The organism is Lentzea sp. NPDC055074, from assembly GCF_053608005.1.
Genome location: NZ_JBSGUQ010000017.1, coordinates 22,825 through 46,433, shown reverse-complemented (window position 1 = coordinate 46,433; position 23,609 = coordinate 22,825). Strand labels below are relative to the sequence as shown.

Sequence of the window (23,609 nt, the reverse complement as noted above, 5' to 3'; positions counted from 1 at the left end):
GTACCTCTTGTGCATCAGGTGTGACGGGCGCAACATCGGAGAGGTTCCGCCGAAAGGAGGCGCTGATGCTCACCGCCACCAGAACCACGACGATGCTGCCCGTCGAGGATCCCGAACGCGCCGGCCACTTCTACGCCGACGTGCTCGGCCTGAAGCCCCTCGCCACGATGCCGGACGGCACCCGGATCTTCGCGCTCGGCCAGGGCGACGCGCTGGGGCTGAGGCCTGCGGAGAAGGGCGCGCAGTCGGGGCAGACGGCCATCAGCTTCGAGGTGCCCGACCTGGAAGGCGAGATCCGCGAGCTCGAGGACAGGGGCGTCCGCTTCGAGGACTACGACCTGCCCGACTTCAAGACCGTGAACCACATCGCGGAGATGGGCGGCGAGCGCGCGGCGTGGTTCACCGACAGCGAAGGCAACATCCTGTGCCTGCACGAACTCCTGGGCAGCGAAGCCTGAGAGTCGTGCCGCTGAGTGGTCTCCCGTTCCTCGCCCCCGACGAGGGGCGGGAGATCCTCACGGGACCTCGATGATCTCCTTGCCCAGCGGCACCAGCGAGACCTTCACGAGCTTGAAGTTCGCGACGCCGAGCGGGATGCCGATGATCGTGACGCAGAGCGCGATGCCGGTGATGATGTGGCCGATCGCGAGCCACAGGCCGGCGACGATGATCCAGATGACGTTGCCGAGCAACGACCCCGTGCCCGCACCGGGCTTGTCGACGACCTCGCGCCCGAACGGCCAGAGCGCGTAGTTCGCGATCCGGAACGACGCGATGCCCCACGGGATCGTGATGATCAGGATGCAGCAGATGACGCCGGCCACGGCGTAGCCGACGGCCATCCAGAAACCGGCGAGCACCAGCCAGATCACGTTCAGGATGAGGCGCATGCCTCCATCTAAGCTCAAGTCATGAAGTGGGGTGTGATCGCTACAGGCGGAATCGCGCATGCCGTGACCGCCGACATGCTCAAGGTGCCCGACGTCGAGGTTCTCGCGGTGTCCTCGCGTGACATCACGAAGGCACAGGCGTTCGCCGGTGAGTTCGGCATCAAGCGCGCGTACGGCGACTACCGGGAGCTCCTCGCGGATCCCGACGTGGAGATCGTCTACGTCGCCACGCCGCACGGTCAGCACCACGAGGTCGTGCTCGCCGCGCTCGACGCGGGCAAGCACGTCCTGTGCGAGAAGGCCTTCGCCCTCACGGTCGCCCAGGCCGAGGAGATGGTCGAACGGGCAAGGGCGCGCGGGAAGCAGTTCCTCATGGAAGCCATGTGGACACGCGTCAACCCGTTGGTCCGCAAGGTCGTCGACGCGGTCGAGGCGGGCGAGATCGGTGAGGTGCGGACGATCACCGCCGACTTCGGCTTCCGGCACGAGTTCGACGAGAACCACCGGTTGTGGGCGAAGCGGGCGGGTGGCGGGTCGATCCTCGACCTCGGCATCTACCCGATCTCGCTCGCGCACCGGATTCTCGGCATGCCGTCGCACATCGCCGCGCACGGTGGCCTCGCACCGTCCGGAGTGGACTCCGACGCGTCGCTCCTGCTGGGCTACGAGAACGGCGCGCAGGCCCTGCTGAGCTGCTCGCTCGTCGCCGACCTCGGCTGTGCGGCGGAGATCGTCGGCACCGGCGGCCGGATCGAGATCGTCGACCCGATGTACAACCCCACCAGGGTGGTCATCAACGGCGTCGAGCACACGACTGACGACCTTGGCTACCGCCACCAGATCCACGAGGTCGAGATCAGCGTCGGCCAGGGCGCGGTGCAGCACTACGACGTGCCGTGGTCCGCGACCCTGGAGATCATGACGATCATGGAGGAGGCGCTGGGCCAGATCGGCGTCTCCTACGCGGACGTCGTCAGGTAGATCAGCGCCACGTTCAGCACGACGACCGCGAAGGCCACCACCCACGCGGCGACCGTGACGACACGCCGGTTCGTGAACGAGCCCATCACGGACCGGCGCGCGGTCAGCCAGACCAGCGGCACCAGCGCGAACGGGATGCCGAACGACAGCACGACCTGCGAGAGCACCAGCGCGAACGTCGGATCGACCCCGAGCGCCAGGATCGCCAGCGCCGGCACCAGCGTGACCAAACGCCGTGCCAGCAACGGAATCCGCACGCGCAGCAGCCCGTCCATCACCACCGCGCCGGCGTAACAGCCGACGGCCGTGGACGCGAAACCCGAAGCCAGCAGACCGAGTGCGAACAGCAGCGCGATCCCGCCACCCAGCGTGGAACCGACCGCCGCGTGCGCGCCTTCCAGCGTGTCCACGCCCTCGCGTCCCTGCAGCGCGGAAGCCGCGAGCAGCAGCATCGCCATGTTGACCGCGCCCGCCAGCACCATCGCGACGAGGACGTCGACCTTCGTCGCGCCGAGCACCGCGGGGTTGCGGCCGTGCCGGTCGCGGGCCAGCGCCGAGTGCAGGTAGACCGCGTGCGGCATCACGGTCGCGCCGAGCATGCCCGCCGCCAGCAGGACGCTGTCCGCGCCGTCGAACCGCGGCACCAGCCCGGAGACCGCGCCGCCCACCGAAGGCGGGGACACGAAGAGCCCGGCCATGAACCCGACCGCGATCACGACCAGCATCGTGGTGATCACGCGCTCGAACGGCTTCTGCCCGCGCCTGTCCTGCACCAGCAGCAGAACCGTCGACACCACGCCGGTGATCACGCCACCGAGCAGCAGCGGGAGGTCGAAGAGCAGGTGCAGCGCGATCGCCCCGCCGAGCACCTCGGCCAGGTCGGTCGCCATCGCGACGACCTCGGCCTGGCCCCAGTAGGCGAGCCGCACCGGGCGGGGCAGGTGGTCCCGCACCGCCTCGGGCAACGACTTCCCGGTGACCAGGCCGAGCTTCGCCGACAGGTACTGCACGAGCCCCGCCATGACGTTCGCGACGACGAGCACCCACACGAGCAGGTAGCCGTACTTCGCGCCCGCCGTGGTGTTGGTGGCCACGTTCCCCGGGTCGACGTACGCGATCGCGGCGACGAACGCCGGACCGAGCAACGCCGCACCCGCGCGCAGACGCGCCGAGACAGCGACCACCGGACACCTCCCCTTGATGCAAGATTATTGCAACAAGGGACCGCGCTCTAACCGGTCATGCGTCCATCGTCACTCTGGCGACCCTGACGACGGCGTCCATCGCGCTGTCGAGGTCGCCGCTCGGCATCAGCAGGTGGCTCAGCGCCAGTCGCACGGTCGTCTCCGCCGTGAGCCGCACGTGCCTGCCGGGGAAGTGCTTGCTCAGGTGCTGCTCCACGACCTCGGTCGCGTGGAACAGGATCGGATGGCCGCGGATCGTGATGAACGGCAGCAGGTCCTCGGCGTTCTGGCCGGTCAGCACGGCCGAGACCAGCCGGTCCTTCTCGGTCTGCTCGAAGGTGAAGCGGAACGCCGACCGCATCGCCTCCCACGGGTCGGGGTCGTCCTGGAGCCGGGTCATGACCCCGGTCAGGTACTCCTCCGTCTTGTGGACCGCGACGGCCTGGACGAGTCCCTCCTTGTTGCCGAACTCGTTGTAGACGGTCTGTCTGCTCACTCCGGCACGGCTGGCGACCTCGATCATGCGCAGCCCGTGGAAGCCCCGGGCTGCCAGGAGGTCGGCGGCCGCATCCAGTAAGAGCTCGGTGATGTCGCTCACCACCTCACCTTTACACAGTTATGGCTTTTGTAAAGACGTAGAGTCGGGTTCCGTGCCGTTCACCGTGGGCTTCGACCTCGACATGACCCTCATCGACCCGCGACCGGGGATGGCCGCCGTGATGAACGAGGTCGGTGCCCGCAGCGGCTACGCCCTCGACGGCGAGCTCTTCGCGTCGAACCTCGGCCCGCCGCTGGACATGACCTACCGCGAGATGGGCGTGCCCGAGGAGGAGATCCCGGACCTCGTCTCGCTCTTCCGCGCGCTGTACCCGGAGGTCGTGATCCCGTCGACCGTCGCGCTGCCGGGAGCGGCGATGGCCCTGCAGTGCGTGCGGGAGCTGGGCGGGCAGACCATGGTCGTCACCGGCAAGTACCGCAAGAACGCGGCGCTGCACCTCGAGGCGATGGGCTGGGAGGTCGACCACCTCTACGGCGAGCTGTGGGCGACGGGCAAGGCCGAGTCGCTCAAGCTGCACGGCGCCGCCGTCTACGTGGGCGACCACGTCGGCGACATGCGCGGTGCCGCGGCCGCCGGAGCACTGGGCGTCGGCGTCGTCACGGGGCCGTGCTCACGAGCCGAACTGGCCGAGGCAGGTGCCGCCGTCGTGCTGGAGGACCTGCGCGAGTTCCCCGAGTGGCTCAGGACTTCTTCTGTCGTGACTTCCTGATCACCGCGATGATCCCGAGCCCCAGCCCGATCGCCGGCAGGTAGGTGGCCGCGACGTTCAGCGCCACGGGCAGGTCGCTGTGGCCGGTGGCGAACAGCACGAAGACCACGATGATCGCCAGTACGCCCACGGCGAACAGGCCGATGGCCAGCGGCATCAACTTCGGAGCGGTCATACGAGCAGGGTAGTCGCGCTAACGGAGGTGCCTTCCCCAAGGTCTTCTGGCTACTCTGGTGGGACGCGTCCCGGGTACGCCCAGGGCGCGTTCGTCGTGCAGACAAGGGAATGGTGAGCGCGGTGCCGACCGGCAAGGTCAAGTGGTACGACACGGAGAAGGGCTTCGGATTCGTCACCCAGGACGGTGGCGAGGACGTCTACGTCCGCAAGGCGGCGTTGCCCCCCGGCGTCGACGGCCTCAAGGCCGGCCAGCGCATCGAGTTCGGCATGGCCGAGGGCCGTCGCGGGCCGCAGGCGCTGTCCGTGCGCCTCGTCGACCCGGCGCCGTCCGTGGCCGAGGCGCGCCGCCGGCCCGCGGAGGAGCTGCACGGCCTGATCGAGGAAGTGATCAGGCTGCTGGAGAACAAGGTCCAGCCCGACCTGCGCCGCGGCCGCTACCCGTCCGACAAGAAGACCATGAAGCTCGTCGCCGAGGCCGTCCGCGTGGTGGCGCGGGACCTCGATCCGTAAAAGGATCGGTGTCATGTCCGACACTGACAGGATCGTCGAGTTCGTCTACGAGGTCGGCCAGCTCAAACGCCTGCCCAGAGCGGGGTGGCTCTTCGCCGGGGTGCAGAACCCCGAGTCGGTGGCCGCCCACTCGTTCCGGGTGGGCGTTCTGGCGTTCGCGCTCGCCGTGCAGGAGGGCGCGAACCCCGACCGGGCGGCGACCCTCGGCCTCTTCCACGACGTGCCGGAGGCCCGCATCGGCGACATCCCGTACGTCGGCAAGCTCTACCTCGACGTGAAGATGCCGCCCGAAGCCGTGGCACGTGACCAGGTCCAGCACCTGCCCGCGCCGCTGGCCGCGCACATCGAGGCGCTCGTCGCCGAGCACGAGTCCGCCAAGGGCTTCGACCACACGCCCGAGGCGCGCTGCTCCCGTGACGCGGACAAGCTGGAGCTGTTGCTGCAGGCCAGGGAGTACCAGGCCGCGGGCGTCTCCAAGATGGAGCGCTTCATCCAGACCATGCAGGAGTCGGTGGTCACCGACACCGGCAAGGCGCTGCTCGACTCGGCCCTGCGGATCGCCCCCAGCGAGTGGTGGGAGGCGTTCGGCCGGCGTTAACGGGTGATGTCGACGACCCAGGAACCGCGCATGAGCGGCTGGCCGGTCTCCAGCACCGCGCCGGCCGCCTCGTGCACCTCGATGCGCAGCAGCTGGTCGGAGTCGTTCGGCACGGCCAGCGTGTACGTGTAGTCGTCGCCCTTGCCGAGCAACGGCGACGTGCAGCCCTCCTGCACGCGGGCCGCGTTCTCGTACACGCAGACGACCTCCCAGAGGCCGGACGCGAGCTGCCCGTCCACCGAGATCTGCACGACCTTGCCGGGCGGCACCTTCAACGTGCCGGGCGCGTTCTTCTCGGCGCAGTTGGAGCCCTCGACGTCGCAGTAGATCGTCGGCTCGATGCGGATGGTCTCGCCGTTCGCGTAGAACGTGACCTCCGGGTCGTGCCGCTGCAAGGAGCAACCGGACAGCACGAGAACACTGGCAGCCATTACAGAAGCAAGTCGACGCACGTCAGGCAGCCTACGGGGTCACCGGGGCGGGCCTGCGGACCAGCCTGTGCAACGAGGTGCCGTTGCGGTACATCCACGTCTGCGCGAGGCCCAGCGCGAGCAGCACGGAGAGCACCAGGAAGCCGACCCAGAACGTCGCGGGCAGCAGCACGCCGAGCGCGCCGCCGAAGACCCACGCGAGCTGCAGGATCGTCTCGGAGCGGCCGAACGCGGACGCGCGCGACTCCTCCGGCAGGTCGTCCTGGATCACCGCGTCCAGGCTGATCTTGGCCAGCGACGACGCCGTGGCGCCGAGCAGGCCGACGATCGCCGCCGTGACCAGGCCCGGCAGCGCGGCGGCGACGATCGTGGCCGCGAGCGCCGTGGCGACGCAGGCGAGGATCACCTCGTCCGGCTTGCCGAACTGCTGGCGCGCGCCGATCGCGTTGCCGAGGAAGCTGCCGATGCCCGCCGCGCCGGCGATCACGCCGAGCAGCAGGAGCTGCCGGACCGCGTCGCCCTCGGTCTGCTCGCGGACCACGAACGCCGCGAAGAGCGTCAGGAACCCCGTCAGCATGCGGATGGAACCGTTGCCCCACAACGAGACCGCGACGTGCCGGGAGATGCGTTGCCTCGCCGGCTTGGACGTCAGCGTCGCGGGCACCTCGCCCTCGGTCACCTCGACCCAGGACGGGATCTTCATGCAGAAGTACGCGTTCACGCCGCACAGCACGGCGGTGAACCAGAGCGCGCCCGGCGAGCCGAACAGGTTCGCGAAGCCCGCCGCCAGCGCACCGAACACCGCGCCCGCGGCCAGCCCGAAGACGGTCATGCGCGCGTTGGTCTTGGACAGCGTGATGTCCGGCGGCAGCACGCGCGGCGTGATCGCGGACTTGAGCACGGTGAACGACTTGGACAGCACCATGCTGCCCAGCGCAGCCGGGTACAGCAGCCAGTTGTCGAAGTTCAGCGCCATCACGACCGCCAGCCCGATCCGCAGCACGCACGACGTGGCCAGGGCCAGCCTGCGTCCGCGCTGGATCTTGTCGAGCAGCGGGCCGATCACCGGCGCGATCAACGCGAACGGCGCGACCGTGATCAGCAGGTAGAGCGCGACCTTGGTCTTGGACTCGGCGCTCGCGGCGGAGAAGAACAGCGTGTTCGCCAGCGCGACGGCCATCGCGGCGTCGGCGGCGTAGTTCATCATCACCGCGTAGGTGACCGACGTCATGCCGGACTTGCCCGCCCCGTCGGCGCGGGCCGCCCGCCGGAACGCCGCGAGCGCCTGCTGCGAGATCTGCTTGCTCCTGAACCAGGCGACGCGCGTGACCGTGAGCTTGCGCGGCGGCTTGGGCGTCGGCGTCGTCTGCTGGTCCTGGTTGGGCAGCGGACGGGTGTTCTGGGGCCGGGGCGGGGGCTGGAAACCGTGTTCGGACGTGGTCGCGCGACGCTCCCGCGGCCGGTACTCGTCGTCCTGCCACGGGTAGCGCTTCGGAGTCTCGTCGTCACTCCACCCGCGATCGCCCGTCACACCGTCAATCCTGCCCCATGCCGTTGAACCTCACTCGGAAGATGGTCGGCCAGTTCTTGCCTGTGACCAGGAACTCGTTGGTCCCGGGGATGTGCGCGATGCCGTTGAGGACGTCCACGTCACCCGAGGGTTTCAGCGAGGCCAGGTCATAGGTGTTCGTCACCTGACCCGTCGACGGATCGATCCGCACGATCTCGTCGGTCTTCCACACGTTCGACCAGACCTTGCCGCCGACGCATTCCAGTTCGTTGAGCTGGGTCACGGGCTTGCCGTCCCTGCTCACCTGCACGCTCCCGGTCTCCGCGAAGGTCTTCGGGTCGCGGAAGGTCAGCTTCGCGGAGCCGTCGCTCATGACGAGCCGCCGGCCGTCGTCGCAGATGCCCCAGCCCTCGCCCTCGTACCGGACGCGGCGGAGCTCGTCCAGCGTCTTGCGGTCGCGTTCGATCGCCACGCCGTTCTGCCACGTGATCTGCCAGATGGTGTCGCCGACGACGGTGATGCCCTCGCCGAAGAAGTCCGGCGGGAGGTCGACCTTCTTCTGGACGTTCCCGGTCGACGGATCGAGCGCGCGCATCGTCGACTGGCCCTCGAGGCCGGTGCCCTCGTAGAGGACGCCGTCGACCAGTTCCAACCCCTGGGTGAACGCCGTTGCGTCGTGCGGAATCTTTTGCAGGACTTCTACCTGCGGTTTTGTTTCGGGCTGAGTCGAGCAGGCGGCCAGAACCGCGACGATGACCAGCCAGACGGGTGAGCGCACCCAACGGAGGGTGGCACGAGTTTTCGTCCCGGCGAAGTCCTGCGGCACAATTCATGTCGTGACCGCGACTGAGATGCTCCTCGACGCCGTTGATCTCGCCCGCGCCGCCGCGCAGGAAGAGGCCGGTGTGGAACGTGTCGGCGCTCATGTCGGGGTGCACGGAGAGGACGAGTACTCCGTCACGCACCTCTTCGAAGCCGAGCACGCCGGCTACCGCGGCTGGTCCTGGGCGGTGACCGTCGCCTACGCGGGCGAGGGTTCCCCGGTCTCGATCAGCGAGGTCGTGCTGCTGCCCGGCCAGGACGCTCTGGTGGCCCCCGAGTGGGTGCCGTGGAGCGAACGGGTCCGCGCCGGTGACCTGGGTGTCGGCGACCTGATGCCGCCCCGGGAGAACGACCCGCGCCTGGTCGAGGCGTACGTGCAGTCCGACGACCCCGCGATCGAGGAGGTGGCGCTGGAGGTCGGTCTCGGCCGTCAGCGCGTCCTGTCCCGCGAGGGCCGCCTGGAGGCTGCCGACCGCTGGGCGACCTCGGACTTCGGCCCGCGCTCCGACATGGCCCGCAGCGCCCCCGCGCACTGCGGCACCTGCGGCTTCTACACCCGCGTGGCCGGCGCGTTCGGCTCGGCGTTCGGCGTGTGCGCGAACGAGATCGCCCCGGCCGACGGCCACGTCGTGCACGTCGAGTACGGCTGCGGCGCCCACTCCCAGGCCGAGGTCGACATCAGCCCGATGGTGCCGGTGGCCGACCTGGTCTACGACGACGCGCAGCTGGACGTCCTGGACGTCTCGGAGTGACCGACCCGTTCGGCACCGAGGCCCTGCGCACCTCGGTCCTCGCCGCATGGCGTGGTTCGCCCACCCGTTTCCGCGAAGACGCGAACGCCGAAGAAGACCTCCGCCTCGGTGGCTACCGGGACCGGCTGCTCGTGGAACTGGCCCAGAACGCGGCCGACGCGGCCGGGTCCTCGCCCGGTGTGTTGCGGATCACCCTGGTCGACGGCGAGCTGCGCGCGGCCAACACGGGCGCTCCGCTGACCGAGGCCGGCGTGGCCGCGCTCGCTTCCCTGAGGGCCTCCTCGAAGGAGTCCGGCGTCGGGCAGTTCGGTGTCGGCTTCGCCGCCGTGCTGGCCGTGTCGGACGCGCCTCGGGTGGTCTCCGTCTCCGGGGGCGTCGAGTTCTCCGCCGCGCGGACCCGTGCCGAGGTGCCGGAGCTCGCGTCCGAGCGCGGCGGCGACGTGCCGGTGCTGCGGTTGGTCTGGCCGGTCGTCGAGGAGGTGCCGGACGGGTTCACGACCGAGGTCCGGCTGCCGTTGAAGGTCGACCTGTCGCTGGACGACCTGGCGGCCGAGGTCCCGGACCTGCTGCTGGCGCTGCCCGGGTTGCAGCGGGTGGAGATCGGCTCGCAGTCGTGGGAGCGGTCCGTCGACGACGACGGCGTCGTCACCGTGGGGGCTTCGCGCTGGCTGGTCGAGCGGATCGTCGGTGAGCTGCCCGCCGAGCTGGTGCAGGGGGTCGAGCACCGTCCTCAGTGGACGGTTGCGTGGGCCTACCCGCTGGACGCCCCTCTCGGGGAGGACGTGCTGCACGCACCCACCCCGACCGACGAGCGGCTGTCGTTGCCCGCTCGCTTGATCGCCACTCTGCCCGTCGAGCCTTCGCGCCGGCGGATCCTGCCCGGGCCTGCCGCCTGGTCCGTTCTCGACGCTGCCGCCGCCACCTATCCGGCCCTGGTCGCTTCGGTTCCTGCCGTGGAGCGGACCGCTCTGGTGCCGCTGCCGGGCTTCCCGTTGTCCGAAGTGGACGATCGGTTGCGGACGGCCGTGCTGCGGTCGTTGCGCGCCTCCGCCTGGCTGCCCTTGGCTTCCGGGGAGTGGATCGAACCCTCGCGGGCCCGGGTGCTGGACGTGGGGTCCGAGGAGCTCGTCGACCTGGTCGAGGATGCTCTGCCCGGGCTGGTGGACGCCGAGCTCTCCGCGCCCGTGCACGCTGCCGCTTTGGCCGCCTTGGAAGTTCCGCGGGTCTCCACGGCCGAGGTCGTTGCCGCTCTGGCCGGTGTCTCCGGGGATCCGGGGTGGTGGCGGGACGTCTACGCCGCCTTTGCGCCTTTGGCCGAGGTGGATCCGGACGTTCGTGAGGCTTTGGGCTCGTTGCCCGTGCCGTTGGCGGACGGTCGTGTTGTCACCGGGCCTCGTACGACGCTGATCGCCGATGAGCCGTTGCCCGGGCTGCGGGTCGTGCACCCCGATGCGGTGCATCCGCTGCTGGTCCGGCTGGGCGCGGTCGAGGCCGGTGCTGCCGAGCTGCTCGCTGATCCTGCCCTGCGGGAGAACGTGGCCCGGTCGGTGGAGGACGCCGAGGCCGGGCTCGACGGGCTGGACCTGGTCGAGACCGTGCTCCGGCTGGTGGACCGGGCCGGGCTCCGGGCTGGTGAGGAGTCCTGGCTGGGAGCGTTGGCTCTGCCGGACGCCGAGGGCTCCTGGCATCGGGCCGACGAGTTGCTGCTGCCTGACTCCGCGTTGGTCGGCGTATTCGAGGCTGACGCGTTTCCATTGCTGTCGAAGGAGATCGCTGACGCCTACCCGCGTGCCGCGTTGGTGGCGGTCGGGGTGGTCGACGGGTTCTCCGTTGTCGTCGACGACGAGCCTTCCGGGCCCGATCACGACCTTGCTGACGAAGCCGCCTGGTGGTCGTCCGTGCTGGACGAGCCTCGTCGGGTGGTGGCCGTCCGGGATCTCGACCTGGTGGCGGACTGGCCCGCCGCGTTGCGGTTGCTGGCTTCCGACCCGGTGACCTGGCGCGCTGTCACCGAGCCCGACGGGTACACCGGGTGGTGGATCGCCCGGTACGCGTCGCTGGGTGGTGCTGCGCCTAGGTCGTACCGGGTGGCGGGGGCTTCGCTGCTGGACGGGCTGTTCGACGTCGTGCCGGATCTCGAGCTGGCTGAGCACGTTCTGCTCGCCGCCGGGGTTCGGTCCTCGTTGGAGATCCTGGACGACGACGATGCCGAGTTCGTGTTGTCCCGGCTCGGCGACGCTGATCGTGTTGTCGCCGATGCCGTGGTGTTGCGGGCCCATGCCGGGCTGCCCGAGGGGGACTTCGCTCCGCCTGAGCGGGTCCGGGTGTTGTCCGGGGCCGTTGTCGACGCCGATGACGTCGTGGTGCTGGATCACCCGTGGTTGCTGGGGGTCGCGCCGGCTTCTCGGGTTCTGCTGGCCGACGGGTCGGAGGAGCTTGCCGACCTGCTGGATCTGGCGCTCGCCTCCGAGGAGTTCGACGGGTCTCCGGACCACGTCGGCGAGGTCGTTTCCTGGAGTGAGCTCGGTGCTGTTCGGATGGCCTGCGAGTTGCTCGAGGTTGCGCTGCCTGACGGTGTGGTCGTCGTGCACGACGCGTTGATGGTCGAGGGGCAGCGGGTTTCCTGGTGGATGGCCGATGGGGTGCCTCATGTCGAGGACACGCCAGAGGGGTTGTCCCGGGCACTGGCCTGGGTTTCCGGGCGGTGGGGGGATCGGCACACCTTCGCTGCTCTGATCACCGATCCGTCGGCTGCCACCTTGCTGGGCTGACCTAGCTGGTCGTCTCTGCCGGTTCCGGTAGCGCCTCTGCCGGAGGCTGCGTCCTCCGTCGCCTCAGCCGTGGCTTTCCGATGTCTCCGCGCTTCACCAGGATGATCCACGCCGTGATCGTCACCAGCATCGAGACGGCTCCGCCGATGATGATCGGCGCCCTGCCGTTGACCTCGCCCAGCCAGCCCATCAGCGGGCCGCCCACCGGGTTGCCGCCCAGGAACACCAGCATGTAGATGCCCATCACGCGGCCGCGCATCTCCGGTTCCACCGCCAGCTGGATCGTGGCGTTCGCGGTGGTGTTGAAGGTCATCATCGCCACGCCCACGGGGATCATCATCAGACCCGTCAGGAGCATCGTGGGCATCAGGCCCGAGATGATCTCCAGGACGCCGAAGACGACTCCCGAGCCGATGAAGACGGTCATCTTCGGGGTTTTTCGTTTGGCTGCCAGGGTTGCGCCGGCGAGCGTGCCCACCGCTATGAGGGTGGACAGGAGGCCGTAGGCGTCCGCGTCTCCGCCGAAGACGTTGCGGGCCATGATCGCCAACGTCATGTAGAAGTTCATGCCGAAGGTGGCGATGAAGAAGACCAGCAGCATGACCGTCATCAGGTCCGGGCGGCTGCGCACGTAGCGAAGGCCCGAGAGGAGCTGGCCCTTTTCGCGCGTGAGGGGGTCGGAGCGCAGCAGCTGGGTCGTTCGCATCAGCCAGATGCCGCCCACCACGCCCACGAAGCTGATGGCGTTGGCCAGGAAGACCCAGCCCGTGCCTATCGCCACGATCGTCACGCCTGCGATGGCCGGGCCGATGATCCTGGCCAGGTTGAACATCATCGAGTTGATCGCCACGGCGTTCGTCAGCTGGTCGCGGCCCACCATCTCGACCACGAACGACTGGCGCACCGGGGTTTCCACCGCCGAGAACGCGCCCAGCAGCAGGCACAGGAGGTAGACGTGCCAGAGCTCCACCACGCCGGTCACGTCGAGGATGCCCAGGGCCAGGGCGCAGATTCCCAGTGCGGACTCCAGCCAGAGCAGGAGTTTGCGCTTGTCCATGCGGTCGGCCAGGACGCCGCCCCACATGGAGAGCAGCAGGACCGGGAGGAACTGCAGTGACGCGGCGAAGCCGAGCGCGACGGGGGAGCCGTTGGAGAGTTCCAGGACCAGCCAGTCCTGGGCCACCCGCTGCATCCAGACGCCGACCAGCGAGATGATCTGGCCGGAGGCGTAGAGGCGATAGTTGTATATGCCTAAGGATCCGAACATTCCGGTACGACGAGGTGGCGGACTTGCTGCTCCACCACCCGCGTAACCCGACACGTTCTTACTGACCCGCCATCCTGTCGATGATTTCGGCGGCGCGTGTCAGCAGTTCCCGTTCCTCCGGGTCCAGCTCGGCCAGCCTCTTGTCCAGCCACGCCTCGCGGGCTGTGATCTCGTCCTGCAGGTACGACGAGCCTTCGCTCGTCAGCTCGACGATGGCTTGACGGCCGTCGGTGGGGTGCGGACTTCTCGTCGCGAAGCCGAACTCCTCCAGGGCGGCTATCACGCGCGTCATCGACGGCGGTTGCACGCCTTCCTTCGACGCCAGTTCACCCGGCGTCAGCGGGCCGCACTTGTGCAGTGTGGAGAGTGCCGACACCTGGGTGAGCGACACCGCGGAGTTGGTGCGCTGTGCCCGCAGGCGGCGGTTGAGGCGAACGACGGCAAGCCGCAGCCTGCTCGCCAGTCCGTGCTGATCGGTCGCCACGTAGTTAGCATACCTCACGAAATAGTTTCCTGCCGAAAGGTCAGCTCAGCAGGCTCTGGATCGGTCCCAACGAGAAGTAGACGACAAAAGCGGCCGCCACGATCCACATCAGCGGGTGGATTCCTCGGGACTTTCCGGTCAGGGCCTTGAGCAGCACGTAGCTGACGAAGCCCGCGCCGATGCCGTTCGCGATCGAGTAGGTGAACGGCATGACGACGATCGTGAGGAACGCGGGGAGGGCGATGGTGAAGTCGCTGAAGTCGATGTCGCGGACCTGCATCATCATCAACGCGCCGACGATGACCAGCGCGGGCGCCGCCGCCTCGATCGGGACGACCTCGTAGAGCGGGGTGAAGAACATCGCCAGCAGGAAGAGCACGCCGGTCACGACGTTCGCGAGGCCCGTGCGGGCGCCCTCCGCGATGCCGGACGCCGACTCGATGTAGACGGTGTTCGACGAGCTGGACGCGGCACCGCCCGCGACGGCGCCGAGGCCGTCGACGAACAGGGCCTTGCTGACGTTCGGCAGCTGGCCGTCCTTGTCGATCAGGCCGCCTTCCTTGCCGAGACCGGTCATCGTGCCGACGGTGTCGAAGAAGTCCGTGAGCACGAGCGTGAAGACGATCAGCGCGGCGGCGAGGGCCGGGATGCGGGTCCAGGCGCCGAACGACACGTCGCCGAGCAGGCTCAGGTCGGGGATTCCGAAGACCTGGTCGGGCAGCGCGGGGTAGCCGAGGTTCCAGCCCTTGGCGTTGACGCCTGCGGACGGACCGGCCTTGACCAGCGCTTCGAGGACGATCGCGAAGATCGCCGTCGCGACGATGCCGATGAGGATCGCGCCCTTGACCCTGCGAGCGAACAGCACGCCCGTGAGCACGAGACCGACGACGAACACCAGCGTCGGCCAGCTCGCGATCGACCCGTTGATGCCCAGCCCGACCGGCACGGTGGTGTTGGCGGCGTCCGGCAGCCGGCGCACGAAACCCGCGTCCACGAGACCGATGAAGCAGATGAACAGACCGATGCCGACCGCGATGGCTGCCTTGAGCTCGTTCGGCACGGCGTTGAAGACCGCCGTCCGCACCCCCGTGACGACCAGCAGGAGCACGACGAGGCCGTTGACGAGGATGAGACCCATCGCCTCGGGCCAGGTGACCTTGGCGGCGACCGAGACGGCGACGAACGAGTTGATGCCGAGGCCTGTGGCCAGCGCGAACGGGTAGTTCGCGATCAGTCCGAACAGGATGGTCATCACGCCGGCGACCAGCGCCGTCACCGCGGCCACCTGCCCGACCGGCAGGATGTTGCCGAGCACGTCGGGGTGCGCTCCGGGCCCGGTCGGGGCGAAGCTGCCGATGATCAGCGGGTTCAGCACGACGATGTACGCCATCGTGAAGAAGGTCACGACACCGCCGCGAACCTCGCGCGCCACGGTCGACCCGCGCTCGGAAATCTTGAAGAACCCGTCCAGCATCTGGTCTCCTAACGATGTGTCCGAACGCGACTCCGCCCCGCCGCACCCTCCGTCGTTGCCGCACAGGCTGGCAGATCCCGTGCCGGTGGTGCTGGGCGGGACCGTGCTGTGGTTCGCCGGATCCCTGCTCGTCCTGATCTTCGACCGGTCGAACGGCACCCTGCTCTGGACGACACTGTCCGGCGGTCTGCTCGGGATCATCGGGTACGGAGTCTTCTACTGGCAACGGCGGGCGGCGAGGCGCGGGTCACGCGGGGCGCAGCAGGGCCTCGAAGACGCTTAGTCCGTCAGTTTCGGGTGCCCGGTGCCAGCGTGGGTGATCCACACGGTTTTGCGCTCTTCATCGATGACGTACCAGATGCGTCCGCCTGAAGTGACCTCGTATTGCCACTGGTCGTACACGTTGCCCTTGTACGTGTTGCGTGCCTGTGCGCCTTTGAGTCGATGCTGGCGACTTAGGTTCTCCGAGGACCTCGGTCGTTCAGTAAGTACTACCCACGCCTCCCAGACGCTCGACTTGGCAGCGCGGCAGAGTTCTTCCCAGCCTTTGGCTGCTTCGGTGGTGGCGAACCGCACCACGTAACCGTCTGGACGGTGGGGTGGGGCGGCGCGATCGTCGCGTTTTGCAGGCAACGCTCACTCGTCCATCGGGTTGGGGACGATTCGGCCGTCCGTGATGGTGATCGGCTGGCTGAGTGCTCGGTGCAGTTCCGGGTCCGCGTGCACGATCGCCGTGTTGGCCCACTCGTGCACGACCTGCGCGAGCACGGACCACTGGCCGAGTTCCGCGGACACCGCGATAGCTTGTACGAACTCCTGAACGAACTCAGCGCGGTCCGACTTCGGCAGCACTGAGATCCACGGGAACTCATCGAGCAGCGCATCCGCGACTGCGTCAGGACCCGCGTGCCGGAACAGCGAACGCATGGCGCGCGCCGCAGTGACGGCTCCGCTGTGCCGATACGCGTGATGGTCGGCTCGAACGAGCATCAGGTCTGCCCCGTCGCGTCTTTTGACGCGCACTTCGTGTTTGTCGGCGATGGCGGCGACGCTCTTCGGGTCGCGAGCGAGCTCGCTCCACTGCACTTCACTTGTGATGCTCACACAGTAATTCTGAACTTATTCAGGATTGCTGGCAACTGCACTATCGAGTGTGATCACGGCCATGGCTCTGGCTGGCGACCGGGCCCTTGGTTGAGCTGGGACGTTCAGGCTCATCGCCCTTCCGGGTGCCTTTCTCGGGACGCTGCTGGGTGGATTGCCTGTCTGGCCCCCTGTGGATCGAGGTGTTCTCAACCCTCGAAGCGACCCGCTGATCGACCTGGTCGCCAGGCGTCTGATCAGCAGGGCTTCCCAACAAGGGCAAGTTAGGCTAACCTAAGTCTCGTCGCTTCGTGGTGGGAGCGGCAGTCAGTTCGGGAACGGACGAGGCCCCCCTCTGGGCAGAGGGGGGCCTCGTCGTATTCAGCAGTGGGGGCTTGTCGGAGCATCCACCGCCGAAGCATCAGGGCAGCAGCAGGCCGTTCTGGCCCGAGCGTGCCGCCTCGAAGCGCGCGGAGACGTCCTCCCAGTTGACGACGTTCCACAGCGCCGAGATGTAGTCGGCCTTCAGGTTGCGGTACTGCAGGTAGTACGCGTGCTCCCAGATGTCGAACGCGAGCAGCGGCGTGACCGCGATCGACAGGTTCGAGTGGTGGTCCTTGAGCTGCAGCGTGATCAGCTTCTGGCCGATCGGCTCCCACGCGAGGATGCCCCAGCCGGAGCCCTGGATCGAGGACGCGGCGGCGTTGAGCTGACCGCGGAACTTGTCGAACGAGCCGAAGTGCTCGTCGATCGCGGCCGCGAGCTCGCCGACCGGCTTGTCGCCGCCGTTGGGTGAGAGGTTCTTCCACCACACCTGGTGCAGCGCGTGGCCCGCCAGGTGGAACGCCAGTGTGGTCTCGAGGCCGACGATGGAGCCGAAGGACTCCTTGTCGCGGGCTTCCTCGATCTGCTCGATCGTGTCGTTCGCGCCCTTCACGTAGGCCGCGTGGTGCTTGCCGTGGTGCAGCTCGTTGATCTCGCCGATGATCGCCGGCTCGAGGTCGCCGTAGTCGTAGTCGAGATCCGGCAGCACGTACTGGGCCATGACTTCTCCCCAATTGCAATCGCTTGGTACTTGCAACTTACTAGCAACAAGGCCGAGTAAACCAGTTGCGCACGGCCGTACCTTCGAAAGCGTGTCCGTGCTGACAGCCAGGAATATTTCGCTGTCGTTCGGTCCGAGGACCGTGATCTCGGAGGTTGATCTCGATGTTTCGCCTGGTGACCGCGTAGGTCTGATCGCCCCCAACGGCGTCGGCAAGTCCACGTTGCTCCGTCTGCTCTCCGGCGAGCTGCGACCCGAGACCGGATCTGTCTCGGGCACCGGGAGCGTCGCGCACCTGACGCAGGAGACCCTCCACACGACCGGAGAGTCGCTTCGGGACCACCTCGCCCGCCGCACCGGCGTCGCGCAGGCCGAGCAGTGGCTGCAACGGGAGGCCGAGGCCCTCGCGGAGGGCGGCGGCGAGCAGTACTCCGACGCCTTCGACCACTGGACCGCCATCGGTGCCGGTGACTTCGACGAACGCGCCGAGGTCGTCTGCGAGCGCCTCGGTCTGCGGGCCGACCTGCTCGACGGACGGGAGCCCGACGAGCTGTCGGGTGGCCAGCAGGCACGGCTGCGGCTCGCGGCGGTGCTGCTGACCCGTGCCGACGTGCTGCTGCTCGACGAGCCGACCAACGACCTCGACGCCGCCGGGCTCGACCTGCTGGAGTCCCACGTCCGGGGCCACCAGGGCGCGATCGTGCTGGTCAGCCACGACCGGGAGTTCCTCGCGCGCACGACGACCGCGATCGCCGAGCTCGACGAGTTCAGCCACGGGATCACCGTGTTCGGTGGCGGCTGGGACGCCTACGTCGAGGAGAAGGCGAACGCGGACCGGCGCGCGCACGAGGAGTACGAGGCGTACGAGACCAAGCGCGACTCGTTGACGCAGCGCAGCCGGCAGGTGCGGGAGTGGTCGCGCAAGGGCGTGCGCCGGGCAACGAGCGCCAAGACGCTCAACGACGAACCGGACCGCAACGTCCGGGCGGCCCACAAGCGCGGCGCGGAGGGCCTCACCGCCAAAGCGTCCGTTGTGGACCATCAGCTCGCGCGGCTGGAGGAGGTCGAGGAACCCCGCGAGGCGTGGGAGCTGCGGCTCACCCTGCCGTCGGCCGGGCGCGGCAGCTCGGTCGCGTTCACCCTGCGCGGTGCCGTGTTCCGTCGTGGTGACGTGACGCTCGGACCGGTCGACCTCACGATCGGCGCGGGCGAGCGGTGGCGGATCACCGGGCCGAACGGCTCCGGCAAGTCGACGTTGCTCGGCGCGCTGCTCGGCCGCATCCCGCTGCTCGAGGGCGACCGGTCGATCGGGCCCGGTGTCGTCGTCGGCGAGGTCGACCAGCTCCGCGCCGAGTTCGCGAGCGACGTCAGCGCGTTGCGGATCGTGGCGGACGCGACCGGCTCGCCGGACGTCGAGGTGCGCACGTTGCTCGCCAAGTTCCGGCTCGGCGCCGACGCCGTGCTGCGGCCGGCGCGGGACCTCTCACCGGGCGAACGGACCCGTGCGGGCCTGGCCCTGCTGCAGGCTCGCGGCACCACTTGTTTGGTGTTGGACGAACCGACGAACCACCTCGATCTCCCGGCCATCGAGCAGCTGGAACAGGCGCTCGAGAGCTACGAGGGAACGTTGCTGCTGGTCACGCACGATCGACGGCTCGCATCGGCCGTGCGGGTGGATCACGAGATCAACGTCCGCGACCTTCTCACGTTTCCTCGTGTGAAGGGTGGAAGATATGAGTCATGACCACCGAGGAGGACTGGCCGGTCGAACAGACCTGGTCGATGCGCAACACCCACTGGCACGCCTATGTGGAGCACACGTCACTCGACCACGCCTCTCCTCGGCAGGTTCGGCTCGAACGCACCCCTGAGGAAGTGCTGACGTCGCCGGCGGAGGTCGCCGCGTGGCTCGAGGTCAACCTCCGCAGTGCCACGAGGCCCGAGGAGACCGGCAAGAAGCGGGTGAAGGACGAACGCGACTTCACCGACTCGAACCGGGTGCACGCCTCGCTGGCGTCGCGCGGCGAGTCGATCTACACGGGTGTGAAGGGCGAGCTGACGCTGGCGGTCGAGGCCGTCACGCCGGACGAGTGCCGGACGTCCCACGACGGCGCGGACGTCGCGCCGCTGAAGTCCGGGCGCCGCCGCTAGGCCGGGCCCGAGGCTGGACGGCACCGCTAGGTTCGGACTCCTGGGGGGTTTCACGCTGGGGGTTCGATGAAGCGGTTCCTGCCTGTTCTGGGCGCACTGGTCCTGCTCGTTGCGGTTGTCGGAGCCGTTGTGTGGCAACGGCCTGAGGCGTCACCGGACGTCATCGCCACCGGTGACGTGGTGGTGCAGCACTCGGACGGCTCGCTGCTGTGGCGGTCCGGCCAGCCGGAGACGCCGCTGGTCGGGCAGGTGCTGCGGGAGCTCGGGACGATCGGGACGTCGCTCGACCGGCTTCGCGCCGCGGGCGGTGCGCTGGTGGTGACGACGATCGACTCGAAGGCGCAGGCCGGTGCGACGGAGGTGATCCGTCAGCTGGCGACCGGGCGTCCCGCGTCGATCACCGCGGTGGACCCGGCCAGCGGGAGCGTGCGGGCGTACGTGCCGGGCACGAACCCCGCCGTGGACTACGCGGGCGGCGTGGTGAGGGAGGCCGGCGCGGCGGCGCGGCCGTTCGGGTCGGTGACGCTCATGCGCGCGGCCGGGGTGCCGGAGACCGCGGAGGTCGGGGGCACGAGGACGGAGCTGCTCGCGACCGGTGAGGCGCTGCTGAGGCCGCTCGACGTCGCGACCGCCTACGCGACCTTCGGTGCCGAAGGCGTGCACCACGACACGCACTTCATCACCCACGTCACCGAGGCCGGCGGCAAGACTGTGCATCGGGCGGTGCCGAAGGGCAAGCCCGCGCTGGGCCTGGATCCCGGGCGCAGCAAGGAGTTCGCGGCGCGGGTCAACGAGGAGCTGCGGGCCGATCCGTTGTGCGGCGACGACCCGGAGGCGGCATGCCTGCCCGTCGAGGTGAAGGACGGGGACGCGGTCCGGCACGCCTGGATGATCGGCTACACCCCGCGGCTGTCGATCGCGGTGTTCGTCGGCGGGAAGTCGAGCGCCGGGGTGCAGGGCAGGCCGGTCACGGCGACGGGCCTGCCCCACGAGATCCTGCTGGCGTTCCAGGAGAAGCTGACGACGTGGTGAGCCGGGCCTAGCCGACGTGCCACGTGTGCACGGGCTCGCCCGCGTGCATCAGCTCCATGTACCGCTTGAGCATGCCGGACAGCGCCGCGTCCCTCGACAGGCCGCGCTCTTCCAGCAGTGCAACGGTTTCCCGCTGCCACGACGAACCGGTGCGTCGTGCGAGGCAGCGCTGTTCGATCACGCCGAGGTAGCGCTCACGGGCCTCGTCGGAGACACCGCAGTCGCGCAGGCCGTCGTGTGCCATCGGCAGCAGCCGGCGCAGCACCAGCTCGTCCGGCGGGATCCAGCCGATGCCCGGCCAGTACAGCTGGGCGTGCATGCCGTGCCGGGCGCCGGTGTAGAGGTTCTCCTCCGCCGCCTGGAACGACATCTGCGTCCACAGTGGACGCTCCTGCGAGGTGAGCGCGCGCTGGGCCCCGTAGAAGAACGCGGCGTTGGCCATCGTGTCGAGCACCGTGGGACCCGCGGGCAGGACCCGGTTCTCGACGCGCAGGTGCGGCACGCCGTCGACGACGTCGTACACCGGGCGGTTCCAGCGCCAGATCGTGCCGTTGTGCAGGCGCAGCTCGGAAAGACGAGGCGCGCCACCGGCTTCGAGGACCTCCAACGGGTCCTCGTCGTCGGTCTCGGGCAGCAGGCTGGGGAAGTAGCGCACGTTCTCCTCGAACAGGTCGAAGATCGACGTGATCCACCGTTCGCCGAACCACACGCGCGGGCGCACGCCCTGGTTCTTCAGCTCGTCCGGGCGGGTGTCGGTGGCCTGCTCGAACAACGGGATGCGCGTCTCGTGCCAGAGCGCCTTGCCCAGCAGGAAAGCCGAGTTCGCGGCGATGGCGACCTGCACGCCGGCGAGGCACTGGGCGGCGTTCCAGTGCGCGGCGAAGTGCGTCGGCTCGACCTGCAGGTGCAGCTGCACCGAGGTGCACGCCGCCTCCGGCAGGATCGACTCGGCGTAGCTGAGGAGCTTCTCCGGCCCCTTGCCCGGCATCGCCGGGCCTTCCATGCGCAGCACCATCTCCTCGCCGCGAGCTTTGAAGATGGTGTCGTTGAGCAGCGCGTACCGCGGTGCCTCGGAGAGCCACTTGCGGTCGAAGTGCCGTTCCCGCAACGTCGGCAGCACGCCGATCATGGCGAGGTTGGCGCCCACGTCCTGGGCCTTGGAGTCGGCGTTGTCGAGCGACTGCCGCAGCTCCTCCTCCAGGCCGAGCATCTCACCCCCGGCGAGCTCACGCGGGGGGACGTTGATCTCGAGGTTCTGCTGTCCCAGCTCCAAGGTGTAGGAGGGATCGTCGATCTTCTCGAGGACCTCCGAGTTCGCCATCGCCGGACGCATCGCGTCGTCGACGAGGTTCAGCTCGATCTCGAGCCCCATCTGCCTGCGGGGGAAGGAAAATGTGTCTTCGGCCAACATGGTGGCCAGTGCGTCGAGACTCCGCTGCATCTTCTCGCGATAACGCTGGCGATCGTCTCTGGTGAACGTGCGGCTGGACACGTCGCTTCCCATGCCGCTACCCCTTCGCTCGGCGCCGGTGGGCGCGGGCCAGGCGGAACGCCAAAAGTGACACAGCGGAAACCCCCTTTACATCGCCCAAATCGGTGCTCTCTGTCACGTGGAGGTAACAACCAGCGATCATCCGCTGGTCGGGCGTGTGCGGTTCCGCCCTCCGGACTACCTCGCCTGTTCCACCCCGGCCCGGATGCGAAACTTCCGGCGTGGCTGACGTGATCGAGATCTACGACCCGGCTGATGCCCGGCTGGACGACTTCCGCGACCTGTCGACGGCCGATCGCAGGCCCGACCGGCCGGGAGGACGGGGTCTCGTCATCGCCGAGGGCGTCGTGGTGGTGGAACGTCTGCTGGCATCGCCGTACCCGGTGCGCGGGCTGCTCGGGGTGCGGCGCAGGATCGAGGCGCTGGACCTTTCTGACCTGGACGTTCCCGCCTACGTGACGTCAGCAGAGGTTATGGCGTCGGTCGTCGGTTTCCACTTGAACCGGGGTGTACTCGCGGCGGCCGATCGTGCCCCCGAGGTGTCGTTCGAGGAGCTGGCGGAGAGGTCCCAGCGGCTGGCCGTGCTGGAGGGCGTGGGCGACCACGAGAACCTCGGTTCGATCTTCCGCAACGCCGCCGCGCTGGGCGTGGACGGCGTTGTTCTCGGCCCGGGATGCAGTGATCCGCTGTACCGGCGCAGCGTGCGGGTGTCGATGGGGCACGTGCTGCGCGTGCCGTTCGCTACCACGGATGAGTGGCCCGCGGCGCTGAACTCGTTGCGACAAAAGGGTTACACCGTCGCCGCTCTGACACCGCGCCCGTCCGCCCTGCATCTTGCAGATGCGGGTTTGCGCGGCCGGCGCGTCGCCGTGCTGCTGGGGTCGGAGGGGCCGGGCCTCACCGACGAGGCCATCGACGCCGCGGACCTGGCCGTGCGGATCCCGATGTCGTCGGGCGTGGACTCGCTGAACGTGGCCACCGCGGGCGCGGTGGCGTTCTACGCGTTGCTTTAGAGCAACGTCAGGATCAACGCCAGCCAGGCGACGATCACCCCGGTCACCACGCCGTACGCGACCCAGCGCCACACCGGCACCCTGCGCCCGAGCCACACGCTCGGCGCGAGGCCGCCGACCACCAGCACGTTCGCCACGAGCGCGAGCCACCGGCTGGTCTCACCCAGGCCCAGCGACAGCGACACGACCGTCACCGTCACGATCGCGGCCGTGATGACGCTGACCGTGAGCCCGGTGCCCCACGGGGTCGGCTCGTCCTCGTCCTCGTGTCCCGGCTCGGCGAACGTCTCGGCCGGGCGCTCCGCCGGAGCCTCGGGCGCGTCGACGGTGAGCAGGTCGCCGCTGACCGGGTCGGTGTAGCTGACGGGGGAGTTCATGACCGCGGCGATCCGCCCGGCGAGCTGCCGCCCTCTGCGGGCCACCAGCGCGTTGGCCACGCCGTCGGCAGGGGTCTCGGTGCGCACCACCGCGTCGGCCACCTTCGCCCACTCGTGCAGCGCCTCGGCCAGGTCGGCGCCCAGCGGCAGGCTGTGCGGGTCGACCTCGCGCTCACCGGACTCGTCCTCCCCGGCGAGCACGGCGCGGCCGTCCCGGACTCGCAACTCCACTGCGCCCTCCTCGGTCTGGCTTCGCGCAGAACCTATCGGACGCGGGCACGGGGGAGAACGCGCGAG

Annotated in this window: 27 protein-coding genes; 12 read left to right on the top strand and 15 right to left on the bottom strand. The window is 68.9% G+C overall.

Annotation, left to right across the window (positions count from 1 at the left end; genetic code table 11):
* Positions 1 to 65 precede the first annotated feature (65 nt).
* Positions 66 to 458 (top strand): VOC family protein, encoded by a 393-nt coding sequence (locus ACWF7A_RS31795; RefSeq protein ID WP_452254196.1) that lies wholly within the window; start codon positions 66 to 68, stop codon positions 456 to 458.
* Positions 459 to 515: 57 nt separating this feature from the next.
* Here ACWF7A_RS31795 and ACWF7A_RS31790 read toward each other — a convergent pair whose 3' ends face one another.
* On the bottom strand, positions 516 to 890 hold the full coding sequence (locus ACWF7A_RS31790) for a YccF domain-containing protein (RefSeq protein WP_452254195.1): 375 nt from the start codon (positions 888 to 890) through the stop codon (positions 516 to 518).
* Positions 891 to 911: 21 nt separating this feature from the next.
* Here ACWF7A_RS31790 and ACWF7A_RS31785 point away from each other — a divergent pair, with 21 nt between their 5' ends.
* On the top strand, positions 912 to 1,871 hold the full coding sequence (locus ACWF7A_RS31785) for a Gfo/Idh/MocA family protein (protein ID WP_452254194.1): 960 nt from the start codon (positions 912 to 914) through the stop codon (positions 1,869 to 1,871).
* Here ACWF7A_RS31785 and ACWF7A_RS31780 read toward each other — a convergent pair.
* Together ACWF7A_RS31780 and ACWF7A_RS31775 are read right to left on the bottom strand one after the other, a co-directional pair.
* A complete protein-coding gene (locus ACWF7A_RS31780) occupies positions 1,850 to 3,055 on the bottom strand; it encodes an Nramp family divalent metal transporter (RefSeq protein WP_452254193.1) in 1,206 nt (401 codons plus the stop codon). The two genes, ACWF7A_RS31785 and ACWF7A_RS31780, sit on opposite strands and share 22 nt — an antisense overlap.
* A gap of 55 nt (positions 3,056 to 3,110) precedes the next feature.
* Positions 3,111 to 3,653 (bottom strand): TetR family transcriptional regulator, encoded by a 543-nt coding sequence (locus ACWF7A_RS31775; protein WP_452254192.1) that lies wholly within the window; start codon positions 3,651 to 3,653, stop codon positions 3,111 to 3,113.
* Between the two features lie 52 nt (positions 3,654 to 3,705).
* Between ACWF7A_RS31775 and ACWF7A_RS31770 the strand changes: the two genes are divergently transcribed.
* Positions 3,706 to 4,323, top strand: coding sequence for an HAD family hydrolase (locus ACWF7A_RS31770; protein ID WP_452254191.1), 618 nt, complete (start codon positions 3,706 to 3,708; stop codon positions 4,321 to 4,323).
* On the opposite strand, the gene ACWF7A_RS31765 is transcribed toward ACWF7A_RS31770, so the two are convergent.
* Entirely contained in the window at positions 4,295 to 4,498 is a 204-nt protein-coding gene (locus ACWF7A_RS31765; RefSeq protein WP_452254190.1) for a hypothetical protein, read from the bottom strand. The genes ACWF7A_RS31770 and ACWF7A_RS31765 overlap by 29 nt on opposite strands.
* Before the next feature lie 122 nt (positions 4,499 to 4,620).
* On the opposite strand from ACWF7A_RS31765, the gene ACWF7A_RS31760 reads away from it, so the two are divergent.
* Complete coding sequence (locus ACWF7A_RS31760; RefSeq protein WP_191303833.1) at positions 4,621 to 5,010, top strand: cold-shock protein; 390 nt, start codon at positions 4,621 to 4,623, stop codon at positions 5,008 to 5,010.
* 13 nt (positions 5,011 to 5,023) lie between these two features.
* Positions 5,024 to 5,608, top strand: a complete 585-nt coding sequence (locus ACWF7A_RS31755) for an HD domain-containing protein (protein ID WP_452254189.1) — start codon at positions 5,024 to 5,026, stop codon at positions 5,606 to 5,608.
* On the opposite strand, the gene ACWF7A_RS31750 is transcribed toward ACWF7A_RS31755, so the two are convergent.
* From ACWF7A_RS31750 to ACWF7A_RS31740, 3 genes are read right to left on the bottom strand one after another with little or no spacing between them, the layout of a single operon-like run.
* Positions 5,605 to 6,039 (bottom strand): DUF2771 family protein, encoded by a 435-nt coding sequence (locus tag ACWF7A_RS31750; RefSeq protein WP_452254188.1) that lies wholly within the window; start codon positions 6,037 to 6,039, stop codon positions 5,605 to 5,607. The two genes, ACWF7A_RS31755 and ACWF7A_RS31750, sit on opposite strands and share 4 nt — an antisense overlap.
* A gap of 31 nt (positions 6,040 to 6,070) precedes the next feature.
* Positions 6,071 to 7,570 carry an MFS transporter gene (locus ACWF7A_RS31745; protein ID WP_452254187.1) on the bottom strand — a complete coding sequence of 500 codons (1,500 nt, stop codon included), beginning with the start codon at positions 7,568 to 7,570 and terminating at the stop codon, positions 6,071 to 6,073.
* Between the two features lie 4 nt (positions 7,571 to 7,574).
* Positions 7,575 to 8,327 (bottom strand): glutaminyl-peptide cyclotransferase, encoded by a 753-nt coding sequence (locus ACWF7A_RS31740; RefSeq protein ID WP_452254186.1) that lies wholly within the window; start codon positions 8,325 to 8,327, stop codon positions 7,575 to 7,577.
* Positions 8,328 to 8,385: 58 nt separating this feature from the next.
* Between ACWF7A_RS31740 and ACWF7A_RS31735 the strand changes: the two genes are divergently transcribed.
* Together ACWF7A_RS31735 and ACWF7A_RS31730 are read left to right on the top strand one after the other, a co-directional pair.
* Complete coding sequence (locus tag ACWF7A_RS31735) at positions 8,386 to 9,123, top strand: DUF3027 domain-containing protein (RefSeq protein WP_452254185.1); 738 nt, start codon at positions 8,386 to 8,388, stop codon at positions 9,121 to 9,123.
* On the top strand, positions 9,120 to 11,894 hold the full coding sequence (locus ACWF7A_RS31730; protein ID WP_452254184.1) for a sacsin N-terminal ATP-binding-like domain-containing protein: 2,775 nt from the start codon (positions 9,120 to 9,122) through the stop codon (positions 11,892 to 11,894). Before ACWF7A_RS31735 ends, ACWF7A_RS31730 begins: the two co-directional genes overlap by 4 nt.
* A 1-nt stretch (position 11,895) precedes the next feature.
* On the opposite strand, the gene ACWF7A_RS31725 is transcribed toward ACWF7A_RS31730, so the two are convergent.
* Genes ACWF7A_RS31725 through ACWF7A_RS31715 form a run of 3 tightly spaced genes read right to left on the bottom strand, consistent with a single transcriptional unit; the run spans position 11,896 to position 15,119 of the window.
* Positions 11,896 to 13,161: an MFS transporter gene (locus tag ACWF7A_RS31725; RefSeq protein ID WP_452254183.1), complete on the bottom strand. Its 1,266-nt coding sequence runs from the start codon at positions 13,159 to 13,161 to the stop codon at positions 11,896 to 11,898.
* 58 nt (positions 13,162 to 13,219) lie between these two features.
* Positions 13,220 to 13,645 carry a MarR family winged helix-turn-helix transcriptional regulator gene (locus tag ACWF7A_RS31720; protein ID WP_452254182.1) on the bottom strand — a complete coding sequence of 142 codons (426 nt, stop codon included), beginning with the start codon at positions 13,643 to 13,645 and terminating at the stop codon, positions 13,220 to 13,222.
* Positions 13,646 to 13,685: 40 nt separating this feature from the next.
* Positions 13,686 to 15,119: an NCS2 family permease gene (locus ACWF7A_RS31715; RefSeq protein WP_452254181.1), complete on the bottom strand. Its 1,434-nt coding sequence runs from the start codon at positions 15,117 to 15,119 to the stop codon at positions 13,686 to 13,688.
* Positions 15,120 to 15,174: 55 nt separating this feature from the next.
* On the opposite strand from ACWF7A_RS31715, the gene ACWF7A_RS31710 reads away from it, so the two are divergent.
* The gene (locus ACWF7A_RS31710) at positions 15,175 to 15,402 is read left to right on the top strand and encodes a DUF2530 domain-containing protein (RefSeq protein ID WP_452254180.1); all 228 of its coding nucleotides are present in this window, start codon (positions 15,175 to 15,177) and stop codon (positions 15,400 to 15,402) included.
* Here the strand turns inward: ACWF7A_RS31710 and ACWF7A_RS31705 are convergent.
* The 3 genes from ACWF7A_RS31705 to ACWF7A_RS31695 form a co-directional block, all read right to left on the bottom strand.
* Positions 15,399 to 15,695, bottom strand: a complete 297-nt coding sequence (locus ACWF7A_RS31705; RefSeq protein WP_452254179.1) for a hypothetical protein — start codon at positions 15,693 to 15,695, stop codon at positions 15,399 to 15,401. The genes ACWF7A_RS31710 and ACWF7A_RS31705 overlap by 4 nt on opposite strands.
* A 60-nt stretch (positions 15,696 to 15,755) precedes the next feature.
* Positions 15,756 to 16,223 (bottom strand): DUF6247 family protein, encoded by a 468-nt coding sequence (locus ACWF7A_RS31700; RefSeq protein ID WP_452254178.1) that lies wholly within the window; start codon positions 16,221 to 16,223, stop codon positions 15,756 to 15,758.
* Positions 16,224 to 16,623: 400 nt separating this feature from the next.
* Entirely contained in the window at positions 16,624 to 17,247 is a 624-nt protein-coding gene (locus ACWF7A_RS31695) for a superoxide dismutase (protein ID WP_452254177.1), read from the bottom strand.
* A gap of 91 nt (positions 17,248 to 17,338) precedes the next feature.
* Here ACWF7A_RS31695 and ACWF7A_RS31690 point away from each other — a divergent pair, with 91 nt between their 5' ends.
* The 3 genes from ACWF7A_RS31690 (at position 17,339) to ACWF7A_RS31680 (ending at position 20,430) form a co-directional block, all read left to right on the top strand.
* On the top strand, positions 17,339 to 18,991 hold the full coding sequence (locus ACWF7A_RS31690; protein ID WP_452254176.1) for an ABC-F family ATP-binding cassette domain-containing protein: 1,653 nt from the start codon (positions 17,339 to 17,341) through the stop codon (positions 18,989 to 18,991).
* Entirely contained in the window at positions 18,988 to 19,398 is a 411-nt protein-coding gene (locus ACWF7A_RS31685) for a hypothetical protein (RefSeq protein WP_045312902.1), read from the top strand. Before ACWF7A_RS31690 ends, ACWF7A_RS31685 begins: the two co-directional genes overlap by 4 nt.
* Before the next feature lie 66 nt (positions 19,399 to 19,464).
* The gene (locus tag ACWF7A_RS31680) at positions 19,465 to 20,430 is read left to right on the top strand and encodes a hypothetical protein (protein ID WP_452254175.1); all 966 of its coding nucleotides are present in this window, start codon (positions 19,465 to 19,467) and stop codon (positions 20,428 to 20,430) included.
* Between the two features lie 7 nt (positions 20,431 to 20,437).
* Here ACWF7A_RS31680 and ACWF7A_RS31675 read toward each other — a convergent pair whose 3' ends face one another.
* Complete coding sequence (locus tag ACWF7A_RS31675; RefSeq protein ID WP_452254174.1) at positions 20,438 to 21,934, bottom strand: glutamate--cysteine ligase; 1,497 nt, start codon at positions 21,932 to 21,934, stop codon at positions 20,438 to 20,440.
* Between the two features lie 209 nt (positions 21,935 to 22,143).
* Here ACWF7A_RS31675 and ACWF7A_RS31670 point away from each other — a divergent pair, with 209 nt between their 5' ends.
* Positions 22,144 to 22,935: a TrmH family RNA methyltransferase gene (locus ACWF7A_RS31670; RefSeq protein WP_452254173.1), complete on the top strand. Its 792-nt coding sequence runs from the start codon at positions 22,144 to 22,146 to the stop codon at positions 22,933 to 22,935.
* Here ACWF7A_RS31670 and ACWF7A_RS31665 read toward each other — a convergent pair.
* Complete coding sequence (locus ACWF7A_RS31665) at positions 22,932 to 23,543, bottom strand: DUF2537 domain-containing protein (RefSeq protein ID WP_452254172.1); 612 nt, start codon at positions 23,541 to 23,543, stop codon at positions 22,932 to 22,934. The genes ACWF7A_RS31670 and ACWF7A_RS31665 overlap by 4 nt on opposite strands.
* Positions 23,544 to 23,609: the final 66 nt, after the last annotated feature.